21 protein-coding genes are annotated in these 14,645 nt (G+C 43.3%); 4 read left to right on the forward strand and 17 right to left on the reverse strand.

The window, feature by feature from the left end:
- The first annotated feature begins 16 nt into the window (after positions 1-16).
- Positions 17-607, forward strand: a complete 591-nt coding sequence (locus RBB45_RS04380) for a TetR/AcrR family transcriptional regulator (protein WP_022543926.1) — start codon at positions 17-19, stop codon at positions 605-607.
- Between the two features lie 125 nt (positions 608-732).
- Positions 733-1,758: a DUF1646 family protein gene (locus RBB45_RS04385; protein ID WP_035402480.1), complete on the forward strand. Its 1,026-nt coding sequence runs from the start codon at positions 733-735 to the stop codon at positions 1,756-1,758.
- Between the two features lie 140 nt (positions 1,759-1,898).
- Here the strand turns inward: RBB45_RS04385 and RBB45_RS04390 are convergent, their stop codons facing one another.
- The 4 genes from RBB45_RS04390 to RBB45_RS04405 all read right to left on the reverse strand — a co-directional run bounded on the left by RBB45_RS04390 (position 1,899) and on the right by RBB45_RS04405 (position 3,796).
- Positions 1,899-2,414: an AAA family ATPase gene (locus tag RBB45_RS04390; RefSeq protein ID WP_009793556.1), complete on the reverse strand. Its 516-nt coding sequence runs from the start codon at positions 2,412-2,414 to the stop codon at positions 1,899-1,901.
- Positions 2,415-2,431: 17 nt separating this feature from the next.
- Positions 2,432-2,839: an NUDIX domain-containing protein gene (locus RBB45_RS04395; RefSeq protein ID WP_129612751.1), complete on the reverse strand. Its 408-nt coding sequence runs from the start codon at positions 2,837-2,839 to the stop codon at positions 2,432-2,434.
- A gap of 122 nt (positions 2,840-2,961) precedes the next feature.
- Entirely contained in the window at positions 2,962-3,357 is a 396-nt protein-coding gene (locus RBB45_RS04400; RefSeq protein WP_009793554.1) for a VOC family protein, read from the reverse strand.
- Positions 3,358-3,496: 139 nt separating this feature from the next.
- Positions 3,497-3,796 carry a hypothetical protein gene (locus tag RBB45_RS04405; RefSeq protein WP_009793553.1) on the reverse strand — a complete coding sequence of 100 codons (300 nt, stop codon included), beginning with the start codon at positions 3,794-3,796 and terminating at the stop codon, positions 3,497-3,499.
- 362 nt (positions 3,797-4,158) lie between these two features.
- Between RBB45_RS04405 and RBB45_RS04410 the strand changes: the two genes are divergently transcribed.
- Entirely contained in the window at positions 4,159-5,190 is a 1,032-nt protein-coding gene (locus RBB45_RS04410) for an AI-2E family transporter (RefSeq protein ID WP_009793552.1), read from the forward strand.
- 57 nt (positions 5,191-5,247) lie between these two features.
- Here the strand turns inward: RBB45_RS04410 and RBB45_RS04415 are convergent, their stop codons facing one another.
- The gene (locus tag RBB45_RS04415) at positions 5,248-6,540 is read right to left on the reverse strand and encodes a hemolysin family protein (protein ID WP_022543927.1); all 1,293 of its coding nucleotides are present in this window, start codon (positions 6,538-6,540) and stop codon (positions 5,248-5,250) included.
- Positions 6,541-7,027: 487 nt separating this feature from the next.
- Between RBB45_RS04415 and RBB45_RS04420 the strand changes: the two genes are divergently transcribed.
- Positions 7,028-7,990, forward strand: a complete 963-nt coding sequence (locus RBB45_RS04420) for a cation diffusion facilitator family transporter (RefSeq protein ID WP_022543928.1) — start codon at positions 7,028-7,030, stop codon at positions 7,988-7,990.
- A 27-nt stretch (positions 7,991-8,017) separates the two neighbouring features.
- On the opposite strand, the gene RBB45_RS04425 is transcribed toward RBB45_RS04420, so the two are convergent.
- From RBB45_RS04425 to RBB45_RS04480, 12 genes are all read right to left on the reverse strand, one after another.
- On the reverse strand, positions 8,018-8,371 hold the full coding sequence (locus RBB45_RS04425) for a GIY-YIG nuclease family protein (RefSeq protein ID WP_253617051.1): 354 nt from the start codon (positions 8,369-8,371) through the stop codon (positions 8,018-8,020).
- Positions 8,372-8,390: 19 nt separating this feature from the next.
- Positions 8,391-9,149 carry a DUF2087 domain-containing protein gene (locus RBB45_RS04430; RefSeq protein ID WP_009793548.1) on the reverse strand — a complete coding sequence of 253 codons (759 nt, stop codon included), beginning with the start codon at positions 9,147-9,149 and terminating at the stop codon, positions 8,391-8,393.
- Between the two features lie 136 nt (positions 9,150-9,285).
- The gene (locus RBB45_RS04435; protein WP_009793547.1) at positions 9,286-9,648 is read right to left on the reverse strand and encodes a fluoride efflux transporter FluC; all 363 of its coding nucleotides are present in this window, start codon (positions 9,646-9,648) and stop codon (positions 9,286-9,288) included.
- Entirely contained in the window at positions 9,645-10,019 is a 375-nt protein-coding gene (gene crcB / locus RBB45_RS04440) for a fluoride efflux transporter CrcB (RefSeq protein WP_129612744.1), read from the reverse strand. The genes RBB45_RS04435 and crcB overlap by 4 nt, the downstream gene beginning before the upstream one ends.
- A gap of 123 nt (positions 10,020-10,142) precedes the next feature.
- Positions 10,143-10,679, reverse strand: a complete 537-nt coding sequence (locus RBB45_RS04445; RefSeq protein ID WP_094767565.1) for an NADPH-dependent FMN reductase — start codon at positions 10,677-10,679, stop codon at positions 10,143-10,145.
- Positions 10,680-10,706: 27 nt separating this feature from the next.
- Positions 10,707-10,955, reverse strand: coding sequence for a YuzB family protein (locus tag RBB45_RS04450; protein ID WP_009793544.1), 249 nt, complete (start codon positions 10,953-10,955; stop codon positions 10,707-10,709).
- A gap of 21 nt (positions 10,956-10,976) precedes the next feature.
- A complete protein-coding gene (murB, locus tag RBB45_RS04455; RefSeq protein ID WP_009793543.1) occupies positions 10,977-11,915 on the reverse strand; it encodes a UDP-N-acetylmuramate dehydrogenase in 939 nt (312 codons plus the stop codon).
- A gap of 12 nt (positions 11,916-11,927) precedes the next feature.
- Entirely contained in the window at positions 11,928-12,797 is an 870-nt protein-coding gene (locus RBB45_RS04460; protein WP_009793542.1) for a pirin family protein, read from the reverse strand.
- Positions 12,798-12,875: 78 nt separating this feature from the next.
- Positions 12,876-13,223 (reverse strand): hypothetical protein, encoded by a 348-nt coding sequence (locus RBB45_RS04465; protein ID WP_009793541.1) that lies wholly within the window; start codon positions 13,221-13,223, stop codon positions 12,876-12,878.
- Positions 13,224-13,617: 394 nt separating this feature from the next.
- Positions 13,618-13,815 (reverse strand): hypothetical protein, encoded by a 198-nt coding sequence (locus RBB45_RS04470; RefSeq protein WP_009793540.1) that lies wholly within the window; start codon positions 13,813-13,815, stop codon positions 13,618-13,620.
- Between the two features lie 64 nt (positions 13,816-13,879).
- Positions 13,880-14,206, reverse strand: coding sequence for a MerR family transcriptional regulator (locus RBB45_RS04475; protein WP_022543929.1), 327 nt, complete (start codon positions 14,204-14,206; stop codon positions 13,880-13,882).
- A gap of 122 nt (positions 14,207-14,328) precedes the next feature.
- Positions 14,329-14,634, reverse strand: a complete 306-nt coding sequence (locus RBB45_RS04480) for a hypothetical protein (protein WP_009793537.1) — start codon at positions 14,632-14,634, stop codon at positions 14,329-14,331.
- Positions 14,635-14,645 lie beyond the last annotated feature (11 nt).

Genomic DNA, 14,645 nt, shown 5'->3' on the forward strand with positions numbered 1-14,645 from the left:
GTTTGAGGTGAATAAATTGGACGGATTTCAGCGCAGAAAAGAACAAAAGCAGCGCCATATACTTGAGGCTGCCATTAAACTGTTTATGGACTCGGGAATTCATAAAGTGTCTATATCAGAAATTGCGAAGGAAGCACATGTTTCACAAGTGACCATATATAATTATTTTGAAAGCAAGCATAAGCTCATCCATGAGGTATTCCTCTATTATGTTGACAAAGCATCCAGTGAATTTGAGCAGCTAATCAGCAGCAATGATGCATTTCCGGATAAAGTGAAGAAAATCATTTTTAATAAAAAGGAAAATGCCAATGGAATCCACGAAGAGTTTTATCAATATATGATGAAGGAGTATTCTGTGGAAGGCAATTATATAGATAAAATCTATGAGGATAAAGCCATCCCCCTTTTCAAGGAGCTGTTCAGGCAAGGGCATGAACAAGGATATATCAATCCTGATCTTTCGTTTGAGAGTATGCTGTTCTATGTACAGATGATGAAGGAGTATTTTCAGCGGGAAGAGGTATACAGCAAGGCTTTGCCGCTGACTGAAGATATTACAAATATATTTTTCTATGGAATTATAGGGAAAAAGGAAGACCGCTAGAGCTGTCTTCCTTTTTCAATTGATTTCCGCTGATTTGCCTTTATCATGAAAGTTTGTCCTTTCAGCTGCATATATATAGGCTGTTCCTTCTTTTAAGGGACAATCTAATCAAGAATAGGCAGATGATCATGACTGGATTAATTATAATCTTTTTTCTCGTTCTGCTGCTGCCATTTACGCTGAAAGCTGTAGAACACAATCTGGAGATTTTCCTCTTTGCAATGGGAATTCTGGCGGCTTATATGAGCGGGATATTCAATGGCGAACTATTCCTTAAGGCTGCATGGGATCCAATTAAAATCACTGCGGCTGTCCTGGCTGCCGGTCTGCTGTTCAAATGGCTGAAGAGGCCGCTTGAAAGGATCATCATGGGGATAAGCAGAAGAATGCCATTCAGGCTGTTTTCCGCTTTAACGGTTGTCGTCCTGGGACTGGTTTCCAGCATCATTACCGCAATCATTGCCGCGCTGGTGCTCGTCCTGATTGTCGGCGCCCTCCGGCTTGAACGGCAGGCAGAGGTTCGCTTTACTGTGCTGTCCTGCTTTTCCATCGGCCTCGGGGCTGCCCTTACTCCTATTGGAGAACCCCTGTCAACCATAGCTATTTCAAAGCTGAATGAGGACTTCTTTTTCCTGGTAGAGCTGATTGGGCCTGAGGTAATCGCAGCCCTGCTTGCATTAGCGATTATGAGCATGCTCCTTATCCAGCCTCCTGAAAAACGGCCCGGAAGCTTCCGCAAAGAATCCGGAAATGAAACATATGAAGAAATACTGGCAAGAAGCATCAAAGTCTACCTGTTTGTTATGGGGCTGACCTTCCTTGGCGCCGGCTTTGAGCCGCTTATCAGGCATTACCTGATCGGCCAGAGTCCAGCACTTCTTTATTGGGTCAACATGATTTCCGCCATTCTCGACAATGCAACTCTAGCAGCAGCAGAAATCAGCCCTTCAATGGACCATTTTACGATTCAGTCCATCCTTCTCGGGCTCCTGATTTCAGGCGGCATGCTGATCCCCGGGAATATTCCCAACATCATCTCTGCCGGGAAGCTGAAAATCACCAGCAAAGAATGGGCAAGGTTTGGGGTCCCGGTCGGACTTCTAACTATGTTTGCCTACTATCTGGCCATCATGTGGCTGGAACATAGTTAAGAATCCCTTTATGCAGGGATTCTTCTTTTTTAGCCTCCTATGAATAGCTCTTGCTTATTGATCATCTGAGCCTTCAATCTGGCCCCAGTAATACAGAAAGCCTGCCGAAGACAGCATTGCCAGCAGGATCAGCAGCAGATTCATACTAACACCTCCATTATTTCATGCATTTTCTTATCATCCTCCAAAACATACAGCTTTTCCTCAAAAGGCTTGAGCAATTCCATTATTTGCGGCTTGCTTACTGTTTCGAAATACCGGTTCCATCTGAACATTTTCCTGAACATTTCCAATGTCGGCTTGTAGTTTGCTTTTTCCATATGAAGCTTTTGCTTGATGAACCGTTTAATGATCCTATAGATTCTTTGTCTATTAGGGGGATCCAGCAGAATGATCTGGTCCGCCTGCCTAAGGCTTTCCATGATCCAGGTGTGGTGAACACCTTCAATGATCCAGCTGTCAGAAGAAATAATTTCCTGTAACAGAGCATCCCTTTCCTTTTCAGTCCTTCGCTTGTCACCGTGCGGCCCCCTTTCCCATACCACATTGTCCAGTTCATAATGGGGAATTCCGAGCTGGGCAGATAACTTTCTGGCCAAAGTTGTTTTGCCGCTTCCAACAGAGCCGATAACATGGATTTTTCTATTCTCATTCATTAGGCATGCCACTCTTTCTATACCTCTTCGAGGAGTTCCTGATTCACTAACAGCTGAAGCAGAAACTGCCTGTCCTCAGGGAAAGAAAGGGGGATCCTTTCAAGCTCTTCTGTGCCTATCCAGGAAATATCATAAATAAGTCCATCAGGGTCCTGGATAACAGGTCTGCCGCCAGCTATTTTAATTTCAAAATAACCCACTTCCGAAAATTCAGTCTCTTTCACGAACAAAGGACGGATGATTTCAGCCAAATATCCTGTCTCCTCAAACACTTCCCTGATACAGCAATCCTCACTGCTCTCTCCCTGCTCCTGACCGCCCGATGGAACTGACCAGCGTTTTTCTTCATCAGGGGTTCCCTGCAGGACCATCAGCAGTTTTCCATTTTCAATACAAACACCAGCTGAACCAAACCACTTCTTCATTTGCCTTCCTAGTACCTCCCATTTACTGCTATATCAATATGCATTTCGATAATGAATGTATAAGTCCTTCTTTTTTGAGGAAAAAATAAGCAAAGAAAAAAACAGAGGATATTCACTCTGCTTTATACCGTATGTCCCCATATTTCTCGTATGCGTTTCTTTTCTTCTGATTTATCCATATATTCAAAGAGTCCCAGCAAATTTCCCCAAGGATCCGTAAAAGTGCCCCATTTTACCGGTACCCCGCTTCGCGACTGTATTAAAAAGGGTTCTATCATTAATTCATCCATCAGCCGCTGTCTTTCTGCTTCAATATTCTTGACCCCGAGGCGGATAGGCCCGCTTCCTTCTGCAGTATTCCCTGACGCCAGCTGCAGCCAGCTGCCAGGCACAAGCTCCCACTCAGCAAACCCTTTATGCGGAATAAAGTCAGGTGCTCTCTTGAGAAGGATGGTATACCAAGCCTCGCCTCTTTTAAAATCTGCCACTCGCAGCTGAGTGGTCATTTCAATGTACATATAGAACCTCCTCCTGGCGTTTTATCCAGTGTATCAGATAAAATCCGTGAGAAATTCTTCTTGATTGCTATTTTTTCAATCTTCTATAGATCTGTGGACATATTTCTAACATAGATTTTGTGCTGCAAACCCTCATCTGCTAAAAAGAATGACAGCAATAAAAACAGCGATTGGCACTTTTAAAATATCGGTCAAGTATTTTGACAGTTCCCTGAAGGTTCTTTTGCTTTTCAATCGATGCGTTCAGTTCTTTCCGAATTTCCATAAGTTTATCAAGCGGAATGCTTTCAGAAAGCAGAAAGTCTTCGATGCTTTCGGACAGCCATCCTGCCGTTTTGCCCTGGACTGGCAAGGAAAGTATCTTGCTTAAAAGCCTTCTTTTTTGTACAGTCCCGCGGGAACAGCAAGGACAGACTACCTTCTGCAAAATTTCTTCCAAGAGCCGATCCCCCTTCTCTTTTATATACGAATAGCTTATATGCTTTTGGAGAAGATTTCTGTATGCTTAACGGAGGATTTTTTACATTTATGTTACAAATTTTACTAGTTCTATTGTACGAGCTATGCTTCTTTATCCATTCAGTTAACGGCATTTTCATTATTTTTATGATGGTGAATGAACCAATAATCCATTGCGTATCTTTTAATTAGAATGAATTTCCTTCAAATTTAAAAAATAGCTTTGAGCAGAGGCAGGAAAGCTAGTATTGGAGAGTTTAGATGCTATAATTGAATAGTAATATCATTTTATATTTCTTATAAAACAGATGTTGTTTTATAAGAATCAGAGGGAGCACATGAATGGAAAACTGGAGAAATATTTGGGTAAAGACTGGTGCGAAGCGGATCATCATTTTTGCGATCATCCTCTTGCTCCTTATTTCACTTCACAGCATGATCAATATCATCCTGCTGACCTTTATTTTTTCCTTTTTAATGGACCGGCTGACCACCCTGCTTACAGATAAATGGAACCTTAACCGGCCGCTGGTGGTAATGTTTTTATACCTGGTTTTAATCGGCGGCCTGACACTCGCGGCCATTAATTATTTGCCTGTCATTTCACGGGAAGTAACACAATTGATTGCCCAGCTGCAGGCGTTTTATCTGCATCCCCATGAAAATGGATTCATCAATTATATTGTATTGTTCATTGAACAAAATGATATTAACAAATATCTTGAGCAAGGATTTACATTTTTGCTGAAATATTTTACTGATATAAGCAAAATCGGCATGCAAGTGCTGATATCCCTGCTGCTCAGCCTGTTTTTCCTTCTTGAAAAGAAGAAACTGATTGATTTTACCTTAAAATTCAAGACAAGCAAAGTCGCTGCTTTTTATGATGAAATTGAATATTTTTCAAGAAAGTTCTCCATGACATTCGGAAAAGTCATTGAGGCTCAGTTTGTTATTGCCATTGTCAACTGCATCCTGACAACACTGGCTCTTTGGATCATGGACTTCCCGCAGCTGGTGGCCCTGTCTTTAATGGTATTAGTCCTGGGTCTAATCCCTGTAGCTGGTGTCATTATCTCTATGATTCCGCTGACAATCATAGCCTATTCCATAGGCGGATTCATGCTCGTCGGCTATATCATCCTGGTCGTCATGGTCATTCATGCTATCGAAGCTTATATCCTTAATCCGAAGCTGATGTCTTCCAAAACAGAGCTTCCGGTTTTTTATACCTTCATTGTACTTATCTTCTCGGAGCATTTTTTCGGTATTTGGGGTCTGATCGTGGGTATACCTGTATTTATGTTTCTGTTGGATATATTGGGCGTCAAAGAAATTGCCCCAAAACAAACAAAGCAGGCCCGCGTCAGCTGACCTGCTTTGTTTCTGGACAAAAAGGATGCACCTGAAGGCTGCATCCTTTTTGTCATGCTATGAAACTCTCTTTACTTCAATATACAGAACCTGGTGTCCGTCTTTTTCAGTAATTTTGAAAATAAATCCTTCTGCCTCTACTTCAGTTCCAATTTCAGCATCGAAATCCTGCGAAAGGACCCACCCGCCGATCGTATCGATATCATCACTCAACAGTTCAATTCCGAGAAGATCGTTTACGTCCTCAAGCAGCATTTTGGCATCAAGGATATACTCATCTTCCTTCACCTTCCGGATTTCAGGAACTTCATCGTCATCGAATTCATCCCTGATTTCCCCAACGATTTCTTCGAGTATATCTTCTACCGTAACAAGTCCTGATGTTCCTCCATACTCATCCATAATGATTGCAATATGGGTACGTTCTTTCTGCATCTTTACCAGCAGATCATGAATCGGTATATTTTCAATCACATGCATAACAGGTTTGACGAACTCGGCAAGTTCGTGGATTTTACCGTCATCCAGGATTTTTGCAGTGAGGAATTCCTTCACATTAACATAGCCGATGATATGGTCTTTGTCTCCATTGACAACAGGATAGCGGGTATAATTCTCCTCTTCCACCGTCAGCATGATTTCTTCAAATTCATCCTCAATGCTGATCGTTATCATTTCGGTGCGCGGCACCATGATTTCTTTTGCAACTCTTTCATCGAATTCAAAGATATTGTTGACATATTTCAGTTCGTTCTGGTTGATTTCACCGCTCTTATAGCTTTCTGACAAAAGCAGGCGGAGTTCTTCCTCTGAATGGGCAAGCTCATGCTCGGACGCAGGTTTCAGGCCAAAAAGTCCGACAAGCAAACGTGCTGACCCGTTAAGGAACCAGATGAAAGGATACATCAGACGGTAAAACCAGATGATGGGCCTCGCAAAGAGCAATGTGATTCTCTCAGCCTTTTGAATGGCAAGAGTCTTCGGGGCAAGCTCCCCTACGACAACATGCAGGAAAGTGGCAATAGCAAACGCAAAAGCCAGAGTCAGAATATGGGAAAGCGATTCGCTTACTTGGAAATATTCAAGCACAGGGTGCAGGATCACTTCAAATGTCGATTCTCCCACCCAGCCGATGCCCAGTGCTGTCACGGTAATGCCGAGCTGGCAGGCAGAAAGATACTCATCAAGATGAGTCACGACTTTTTTTGCAGCCAGTGACCCGTTTTTCCCTTCTGCAATAAGCTGGTCAATCTTAGAAGATCTTACTTTAACGATTGCAAATTCCGTCGCCACGAAAAAGGCGGTCAATGCAATTAAAATAGCAAAAATGATCAAGTTAATAGTGGTCAATGAATAGCCTTACAGAGTAAGGCGTACACCTCCTGGAAAATTAGGTTCATGACCGCTGCGTATCCCCTGTCAGTTGATCAGGCAAGTCAGGAGAAATATTTCTATTACTCATGTTTTTTAAGAACTTTTCAGGCGCTGGTGTTGCAGCAGCCTTCAATCCATTACTTAAGCCGAATCCCGGCCAGGCTGCAGCGGCAATTCAATTTAGAACGTACAGGTTTCAGCAAACTAAATTTGGTGTAATAGTTTACAGAACCCCTTGCATCATAGGTTGCTGTTGAAAAGCCAAGCAGCTTTAATTGCTCGTTCCCAAATGAATCACCCCCTTACTGGCACGTTATAGTTAGTTCTTATTTTACTGTCATTTTTGGCCGGTGGCAATCTATTAGTCCTTCTGTCCATAAAATGTTCAAAAATGATAAATCAATGCCAGATGGTTATGCTAAATACTGGACAAACCATTTGGAAAAAATGGAGAGGTGAAAAGATGTCTTTTATTCAATTGTTGAAAAAAGGTAACAAATCATCCGGCATTGCTGCGATTGGCAATACTGTGCTGACGATTGCCAAAGGGGTAGCTGCTGCCATAAGCGGCAGCGGTACAATGCTTGCAACCACCCTTCACTCTGCAGCAGATGCCCTTAATCAGGGCTTTGTATTCATCGGCAGTGCCCTTGCTGAGAAGGAGCCGACGAAAAGATTTCCTACCGGCTTCGGGCGTGTTGTCAACCTGTTTGTCCTGGTTGCGGTCATCGTCATCGCGATCATGGCCTATGAAACAATCCACAAAGGCTGGGAGCTGATCCAGCACCCAAAAGAGTCCACCAATATCCTGCTTAATATTTCCATTATGCTTCTGGCAATAGGGGTTGATGGCTTCATTCTGGTAAAGGCAATGAAGGAAATCAATCATGAAACCCGCAGTGAGGCCAAAGGCTTTAGCATTGTCACGACTGCGTTCAAGAATAATGGCCTGGCATCGCCGCCGACCAGGCTGGTGTTTTATGAAGACCTGATTGCCACATTTGGCGCACTGCTGGCACTTGTCTCCATCCTGCTTGCTCACTTTACAGGTTTTTACTTTCTTGATGGAGTCGGAACAATACTGATCGGCTTACTGCTCACAGGAATCGCCGTAAAAATCGGCTATGAAAATACCATCGGCCTGATCGGGGTAGCCGCACCGAAAATCGTGGAGGACCGTGTGGCAAATATGATCCTTTCCGATCCTGATGTGGTCGATATCTTGGATATGCGGATCCTGCAGGAAGGCAGGCGCTTTCATGTAGAAAGCTACATCGAGCTGAGGGCTGGCCTTTCACTGGCAGATGCTGATGATATCAAATTCAGAGTACGCGACCTGCTGCTGACCGATACCGACATCGGCGATGCAACACTTGGCATACTGGAAACAGACAATGTCCAGACCTGGAAAGATGAAGATAAATAAATAAAGAAGAGGGAGACCTCTTCTTTTTTATTTGGTCCGGGTGTGGTAACCTTTTTCGCCATAGGGCTGAAAATGATTATGCCACTTCTCTTCCAGCTCTGCCAAAGCTTCCTTTTCATTATAATAGGGGTCTTCCTTCTTCTTTAGAACCTCAATCACCGAGATTTCGAAGGCATCCATCCCGTACTTCCTCCAGTCATCCTGAAGATGCTTATTTATATAAGAGCCTGTTTCCAGACTGAATTTCAATCCATTCAGTGTCTTTAGATTCCTGGTACTTCCAATAAACATTTTATGGTTGTGTTTGTTTTTTATTTGAAAAACACCCGCTTCCACTGGGACTTCCTTAAATTGATTTTTCAGTTCTTTTCTCCGGTCCATGATTATTTCCTCCTTCGGTTTATCTTTTCAGCCAATATGCGCTTCCATCGGCCTTTCTGTCCAGAAGGCCATATTCAATCAGATATCTTCTGATAAGTGCATAGTCTTCGTAAATGCTCTCAATAATGCTGTTTAACTCTTTTTCGCTGTAAACTATGCCAGCCTTCAGAAGCTTACTGATTTCCCTTATCACTGCAAGCCGCTGTTTTTCTTTTGGCGGGAACTTTACAAGGCCGCCTTCTATGCCATTGGGTAAAAATTTATCAACGATTTTTTGCTGCTCTTCCTCAGTTATGGCATATCTGTCATCAACCATAGATGCATGTATATGCGGGGGTATAAAAGCTGGCGCATACCGGTCCTTCTCCCTTAAGAGCTCCATGACGGCAAGGAAAGCCTTTGCCTGTCTCTCTTTTTCCTTTAGGGCAAAACGGTGATGCCTGATTGTCGATGCACTGCCTATGCCCAATTCCGCTTGCACCTCTTTATCTGCCATCCCTTGATAGAACAAGCGCAAAAGCTGGCTCTGGTGCTCTGTCACCCCGGTCCATTTCTTATCAAGTCCCAGCAAATAATCAAACACCGAAGAATGCGATCTCTCGATATGAAGACGTGTATATCTCTCAGCTTCATACAAGAGGTTTTCATAAGGATAGACAATACCCTTATCAAATTTCTCCCCGCATAACAAGCATAGAAAGCTCTCACTTTCTTCTCTGTATCCTTTTTTTATTTCTTCAAGACTCGCCTCCCAAAGGCTTGCTGATATATCCGGCATACAAACACCCCCAATAGATTAATGACCTCAATACAAACTTAATATATTTTTGTTTATAATTATACAAACAATATATATTTTTGTTTGTTATAAGTCAATAAAAAACGGCTATCCATTTTTGGATAACCGAATATATTTATAAGTTCTTTCCTGTCAGATAGCCCAGGCAGGCGAGTAGAATACCGAAGAAATAGGTGATGCCAATGTACAGGAAAAATGCTTTTTTCTTTTGTCCGATATGCAGCTGGATGGTTTCTAGCTTTAGTGTAGAAAAGGTTGTAAAAGCACCCATAAAACCGGTGCCGGCGAATAACAGATATTTCTGGTCCAAATGGGCTCCTGTCAGCAGGCCCAGCAGAAAGGCACCAGACAGATTGACGATGATCGTTCCAGTAGGAAGGGATTTCTCTTTGCTGTTGTATTTCCGGCTTATGGCAAACCGGGCCATGCTTCCGAAAAAACCTCCGATGCCCACCAGTGCAAAGTGATAGAAACTCATGAAGCCAGCTCCTCCTTTGCTATCCTGAATCCAAGCCTGCTGAACAGCAGCCCGCCGATCATACTGAGGATGATATAAAGAATCCCAAGGACCAGATGGCCCTTGTTAAATAAATCGACAGTTTCCACACTTAAAGTTGAAAAAGTCGTGAACGACCCGACAAAGCCTGTGCCAATAGCTGCCGTAAGCTCAGGAGAGACATTTATTCTTTTGAATCCAATGGTTGTCAGCCATGCGAGCACAAAGCTGCCGGCCAGATTGCAGGCCAGTGTGCTGTATGGAAAAACATTCTCCACGAACAGGCTGATCCCTATCCAGTATCTCAGTATGCTGCCTAACATTCCGGCGAGTCCGACATACATATAAATCATGGTGTTAACTCCTTTAATACTAATAATCTCTAACCGTACTTTTTAGTATAGCATTTTTCTTGTTTGTCTTGAAAATCATGAAAAAACTCCTTCCGGCTATAGGAGGAGTTTTTATTTGAATCCTTATTTGTCCAGGTATAACTGAAGAGCAACCAGTTCCCTTGCCAGTTTTTCTATTCTCTCAAGAACAATGGGTGATGCAATTTCATTGTCTTCATTAAAGTCCTTGCTGTGGACAAAAACTGAGCTGGCTGGGGTGGTTCCCTTAAGGTAGGAAATAATCGGCTTGAGCTGATATTCTGCTACAAGGAAATGCTTGTCGGATCCCCCTGTTGTGACAATACCGACTGCTTTTGAGTTAAAAACATCAACCGCGAGATGATCAAATAGATTTTTCAGCGCTCCTGTGATAGAGGCCTGATAGATCGGTGTGCCTATAATGAGGAGGTCAGCTTCTGATACAGTCTGCACAACCTTCCATGTATCACTGTTATAATAGGTCAGCGGCTTTCCTGTAACAAACTCAACGTTATAGTCCTTTAAGTCAAGCAGCTCTGTCTGAATAGATGGATACAATCGCTTTGCAGCAGCGAGTATCTCATGTACAGCCTTTGATGTTTTCGATCCGGTCAGGGATCCTGAAATGCCGACAAGTTTCACAGCCGATTCCTCCCAATGTCAGATTTATTATATGGCAAATTCCTTCAATTCATTATCAATATGCTCTTTTATCAAATGAAGGCACTCCTCTGCTGTCTTTGCAAAAATCCTTTTTCCATTCACGATTGCATAAGGGCGCCTGGCGCACATGCCGCAAAAGGAGAGGCAGCTGCTTTCAATAACGGCCACTTCAGGATACTCCCCTTCAAGGAGCCCTTCGAGATCCAATTCTGTAATCAGGCTCCCGTCGCAAATCTCCACCACTACTATACCCATCGCTGCTCACCTCCCTGCTTTTTAGGCATGCTGCCCTTTGTATAATTCCTCACCAAGGGTGATCACTTCGGTTTCAAGGTCGACACCATGCTTTTCCTTCACAGTTTTCCTGACATATTCTATAAGTGCCAGATAATCCTTTGCCGTACAATTATCTTTATTAATGATGAAGCCGGCATGCTTGCGGGAAACTTCTGCCCCGCCGATATTTTTACCTTGAAGACCGCTGTCCTGTATAAGCTTTCCTGCATAATGGCCAGGAGGACGCTTGAACACACTCCCGCAGGATGGAAATTCAAGCGGCTGCTTGCTTTTCCTCGCCTCCGTGTTTTCTTTTATCCTGGCTGATATATCCTCTTTGCAATCAAAGGACAGATTAAACTCTGCCTTCAGGATGATGAATTTTTTTTCAGCCATGATGCTTTTCCGATAGCTCAGCACAAGCTTCTCTCTTCCCAGTTCCAGGATGCTTCCTTCCTCTGTGAGAACTAGTGTTTTTTGAAGGACATCAGAGATTTGTCCGCCGTAGGCACCTGCATTCATGTAAAGGGCCCCTCCAGTCGTCCCAGGGATCCCGCATGCAAATTCCATTCCTGAAAGGCTATGCTCTAATGCTTTGAGTGAAACATCGATGATCCGGCTGCCTGCTTCGGCAATTACCGTCTCTCCAGTGACCGAAATCTTATTCATTTTTGACAATGACAGAACAAGCCCCCTGATTCCTCCATCCCTGATGATCATATTCGAACCGTTGCCTATCAGAGTCACAGGCACCCCCTGCCGCTTTGCCTGCTTAAGAATATAAGCTGCATCCTCAGGGCATGCCGCTTCAGCGTAAAGATCTGCCGGTCCGCCAAGCTTTGTATAAGCATGCTCCTTTAAGGGTTCATTAAGTCTAAAAGAAGAGTCCGGCAATTCTAAGGAAAGCAATTCATACAGATTTTTTAGCATATGATTCATGAAACCAGCTCCTTAAACAGCAGGCGGGCCGAATTTGCCATTATGGAAATCCCGGTATGCCTCCCTGATTTCTTCCATTGTGTTCATCACAAATGGACCATAGGGAACAATTTCTTCCTTAATCGGTGCACCGGAGTATACAAGCACCTTTGATTTTCTGCTGTTCGCCTTTATGGCAAGTTCGCTGCCTTTATTAACATCCCCGCCGTCCTTGTATGAAAGGGTCGCGACTCCATGCTTTTTCAGATTCACTTCATTTTTCCCAAAGTCCATATCCCCTGAGAGGACATACAAAAAAGCATTATGATTTTCAGGGATGGTCAGGGTATATTCTGCACCCTTAGTTAAGTTGATCTCAGAAAGAGTAATGGGGACTGCAGAACTAAGCGGACCCTTGACACCTGCTATGTCTCCGGAAAACACCTTGATGGAGCCTCCTTGGAAATCCACCGTGGGTGCATCCTCTCCGTAAACATTCTGATAGCTTGTTTCAGAATTTTTCAATTCCTTCGGCAGGTTAAGCCAAAGCTGCAGCGTGTGGGCAATATCATTTTCCACGCCCTCCTCGGCATGGCGCGCTGCCCAGCCGGCATTCATATACTGCACATCGCCAGGCTCAAGAATATCCCGGCCTCCTGCATTGTCGATATGCTCCAGCCTGCCATCCACAACATAGGTGACTGTCTGGAACCCCCTGTGCGGATGGTCAGAGAAAGCGCCCCTCTTAAACCAGTCCTCCGCCATCAGGATGAATGGATCAAATTCCATGAAGCGGTCAGCCGGCAGTACCCAGCCCTTCTGGATGAACGGGAAGCTCGCTTCTTCATACTCAACATACCAGTGGTCTTTGACGCTTCTTTTAAACAGGGGTTTTTCTTCCATTCTATCCATCTCCTTCTTCGTTCAAGTAATCGGTATTCTCAGTATTTGCCTCCATTAGAACACACATTAGTTGTTATATCAACCATTAAGCTTTCTTCTTGTACACGCCTTTTTTATCAGATGAAGCACACAGTCAGGATGGGTATAAACATTGATAAAATCGGCATCATATTTATGCAGCCAATACACCAGCTCGGAGTATTCCCTGGAGCGGCTGTAAAAAATGACAGGATGATTGCTGAAAAAAGAGAGCCTAAGCTGATTTGCCAGCATTGAGTCTATATCCACAATAACAACATCCGCATCATCAGGCACACTGCCGCGTGCATCCTTCAGGAATGATACCTCTAATTCTGGGTATGCCTGCAGCAGCAATATTAAGCTTTTCCCTACTCGCCCATTATCCGAAACAATTACTGCCTTCATCAGCTCAGCCCCCTTTTTGCTCTTCTATCATAATGTAGCATAATGCAGAAGGGTTTCCTTCCGTCATTCTGGCGAAAAGCCTATGCTGCTTTTGGCTGAGTGGACTAAGACTAAAGTTGCAGGGAGGTCTCCTGTGATTGAAGCTAACTTGCTATATATGAATTCCTTTTTTGCCAGCTTAGTATACTGAGTGATCCATTTACTTTCAAAGTCCACTTATTCAGTGCCGGTATGCATTGATTAGACTGTTTTCTATGCATGAGGTCTCTTTTGAAGCGAGGCTCATGCATCGATTAGACTCTTCTTATGTTCGCCCTCTTTCTGCAGGTCTCAAGCGTAACATGATTTTTTTTAAGATAAAAAAGACCCTTCCTATAAAGAAGGGTTCATCTGGTCATACGCCCATTTTTCTGCGGGTATTACTCGCCTTTTTAGTCATCTGGCTTTTCATTACCTGATTTTTAGCAGCTGACTTGGCGCCTTGTTTTCCATTTCCCTGCGCCTGTTTCTTTTTCTCGAGCTGCTGCTTCATTAATTCTTGAAGGCTTACTTTTTTCTTTTCGCCGTTTTGGTTATTTTCCTGGTTAGACATATTGTTTCTCCTTCAGTTCGTATTTCTTTTTATTATAATACAAGCCGCGGAAAATTTCTTTCATTTATTGAAAGATCATATAGCCTTCTGAACTCAGCCATGAATCAAGGGCCGTCCTGGTAAAATAAACCTTATATCCAATTCTAATAAATGGGATGGATCCTTCATCATAATTTTGCTGGTCAAAAGGCCCTAGTTTCTGAAAATCCTCCATGCTAATGCCTAAATAGGCTGCAGCTTCATCAGGCTTCATCAGCATTTGAGGCTGAACAGCTTCCTGAACTTCTGCTTCTGTGTTCTCCTTCTTCAATGCTGTGCCGATATACCAGCTTCCCCCTGCAATACTGATCGCCAAACAGAAAATAGAGCAAGCTATCCAATTGATTTTCATAAAAATTTCCTTTTCATTTTAAACCCATTATATCATTGTGCAGTTATTCTAAGAACGCTTATCAAGAAATTACAAATTAAAACATTCGCAATATCAAAAGTTTTTGCAGCTTCAGCTCTCCCTCACTCAGGCATTTTCATCCTTGGAAAACAAAAATAGAGCATCAATCCCCCGATCCCAGCCATAAAAAGGAATCCTAATATACTGCCTTCTATTAAGGCAAAAAAGCCAAACACCAAAAAAATGATCGACAGCCATGTAAGAAAGGAATTAATCGTATATTCATAAATCGCACTTATAAAGGTCAGAGTCCTTCCAAGGAACTGTCCTTCGCTTCCTGCCCTTTTTGCGTGAATCGCTGCAAGCAGCGTACTCCATAAGAGTAAAGCAGGCAGCCCCCACAAGAAAATCCATCCAAAAAGCCCCATAGAAATCCTCC

This window comes from Bacillus sp. MMSF_3328, assembly GCF_030733525.1.
Classification (GTDB): domain Bacteria; phylum Bacillota; class Bacilli; order Bacillales; family Cytobacillaceae; genus Bacillus_AB; species Bacillus_AB infantis.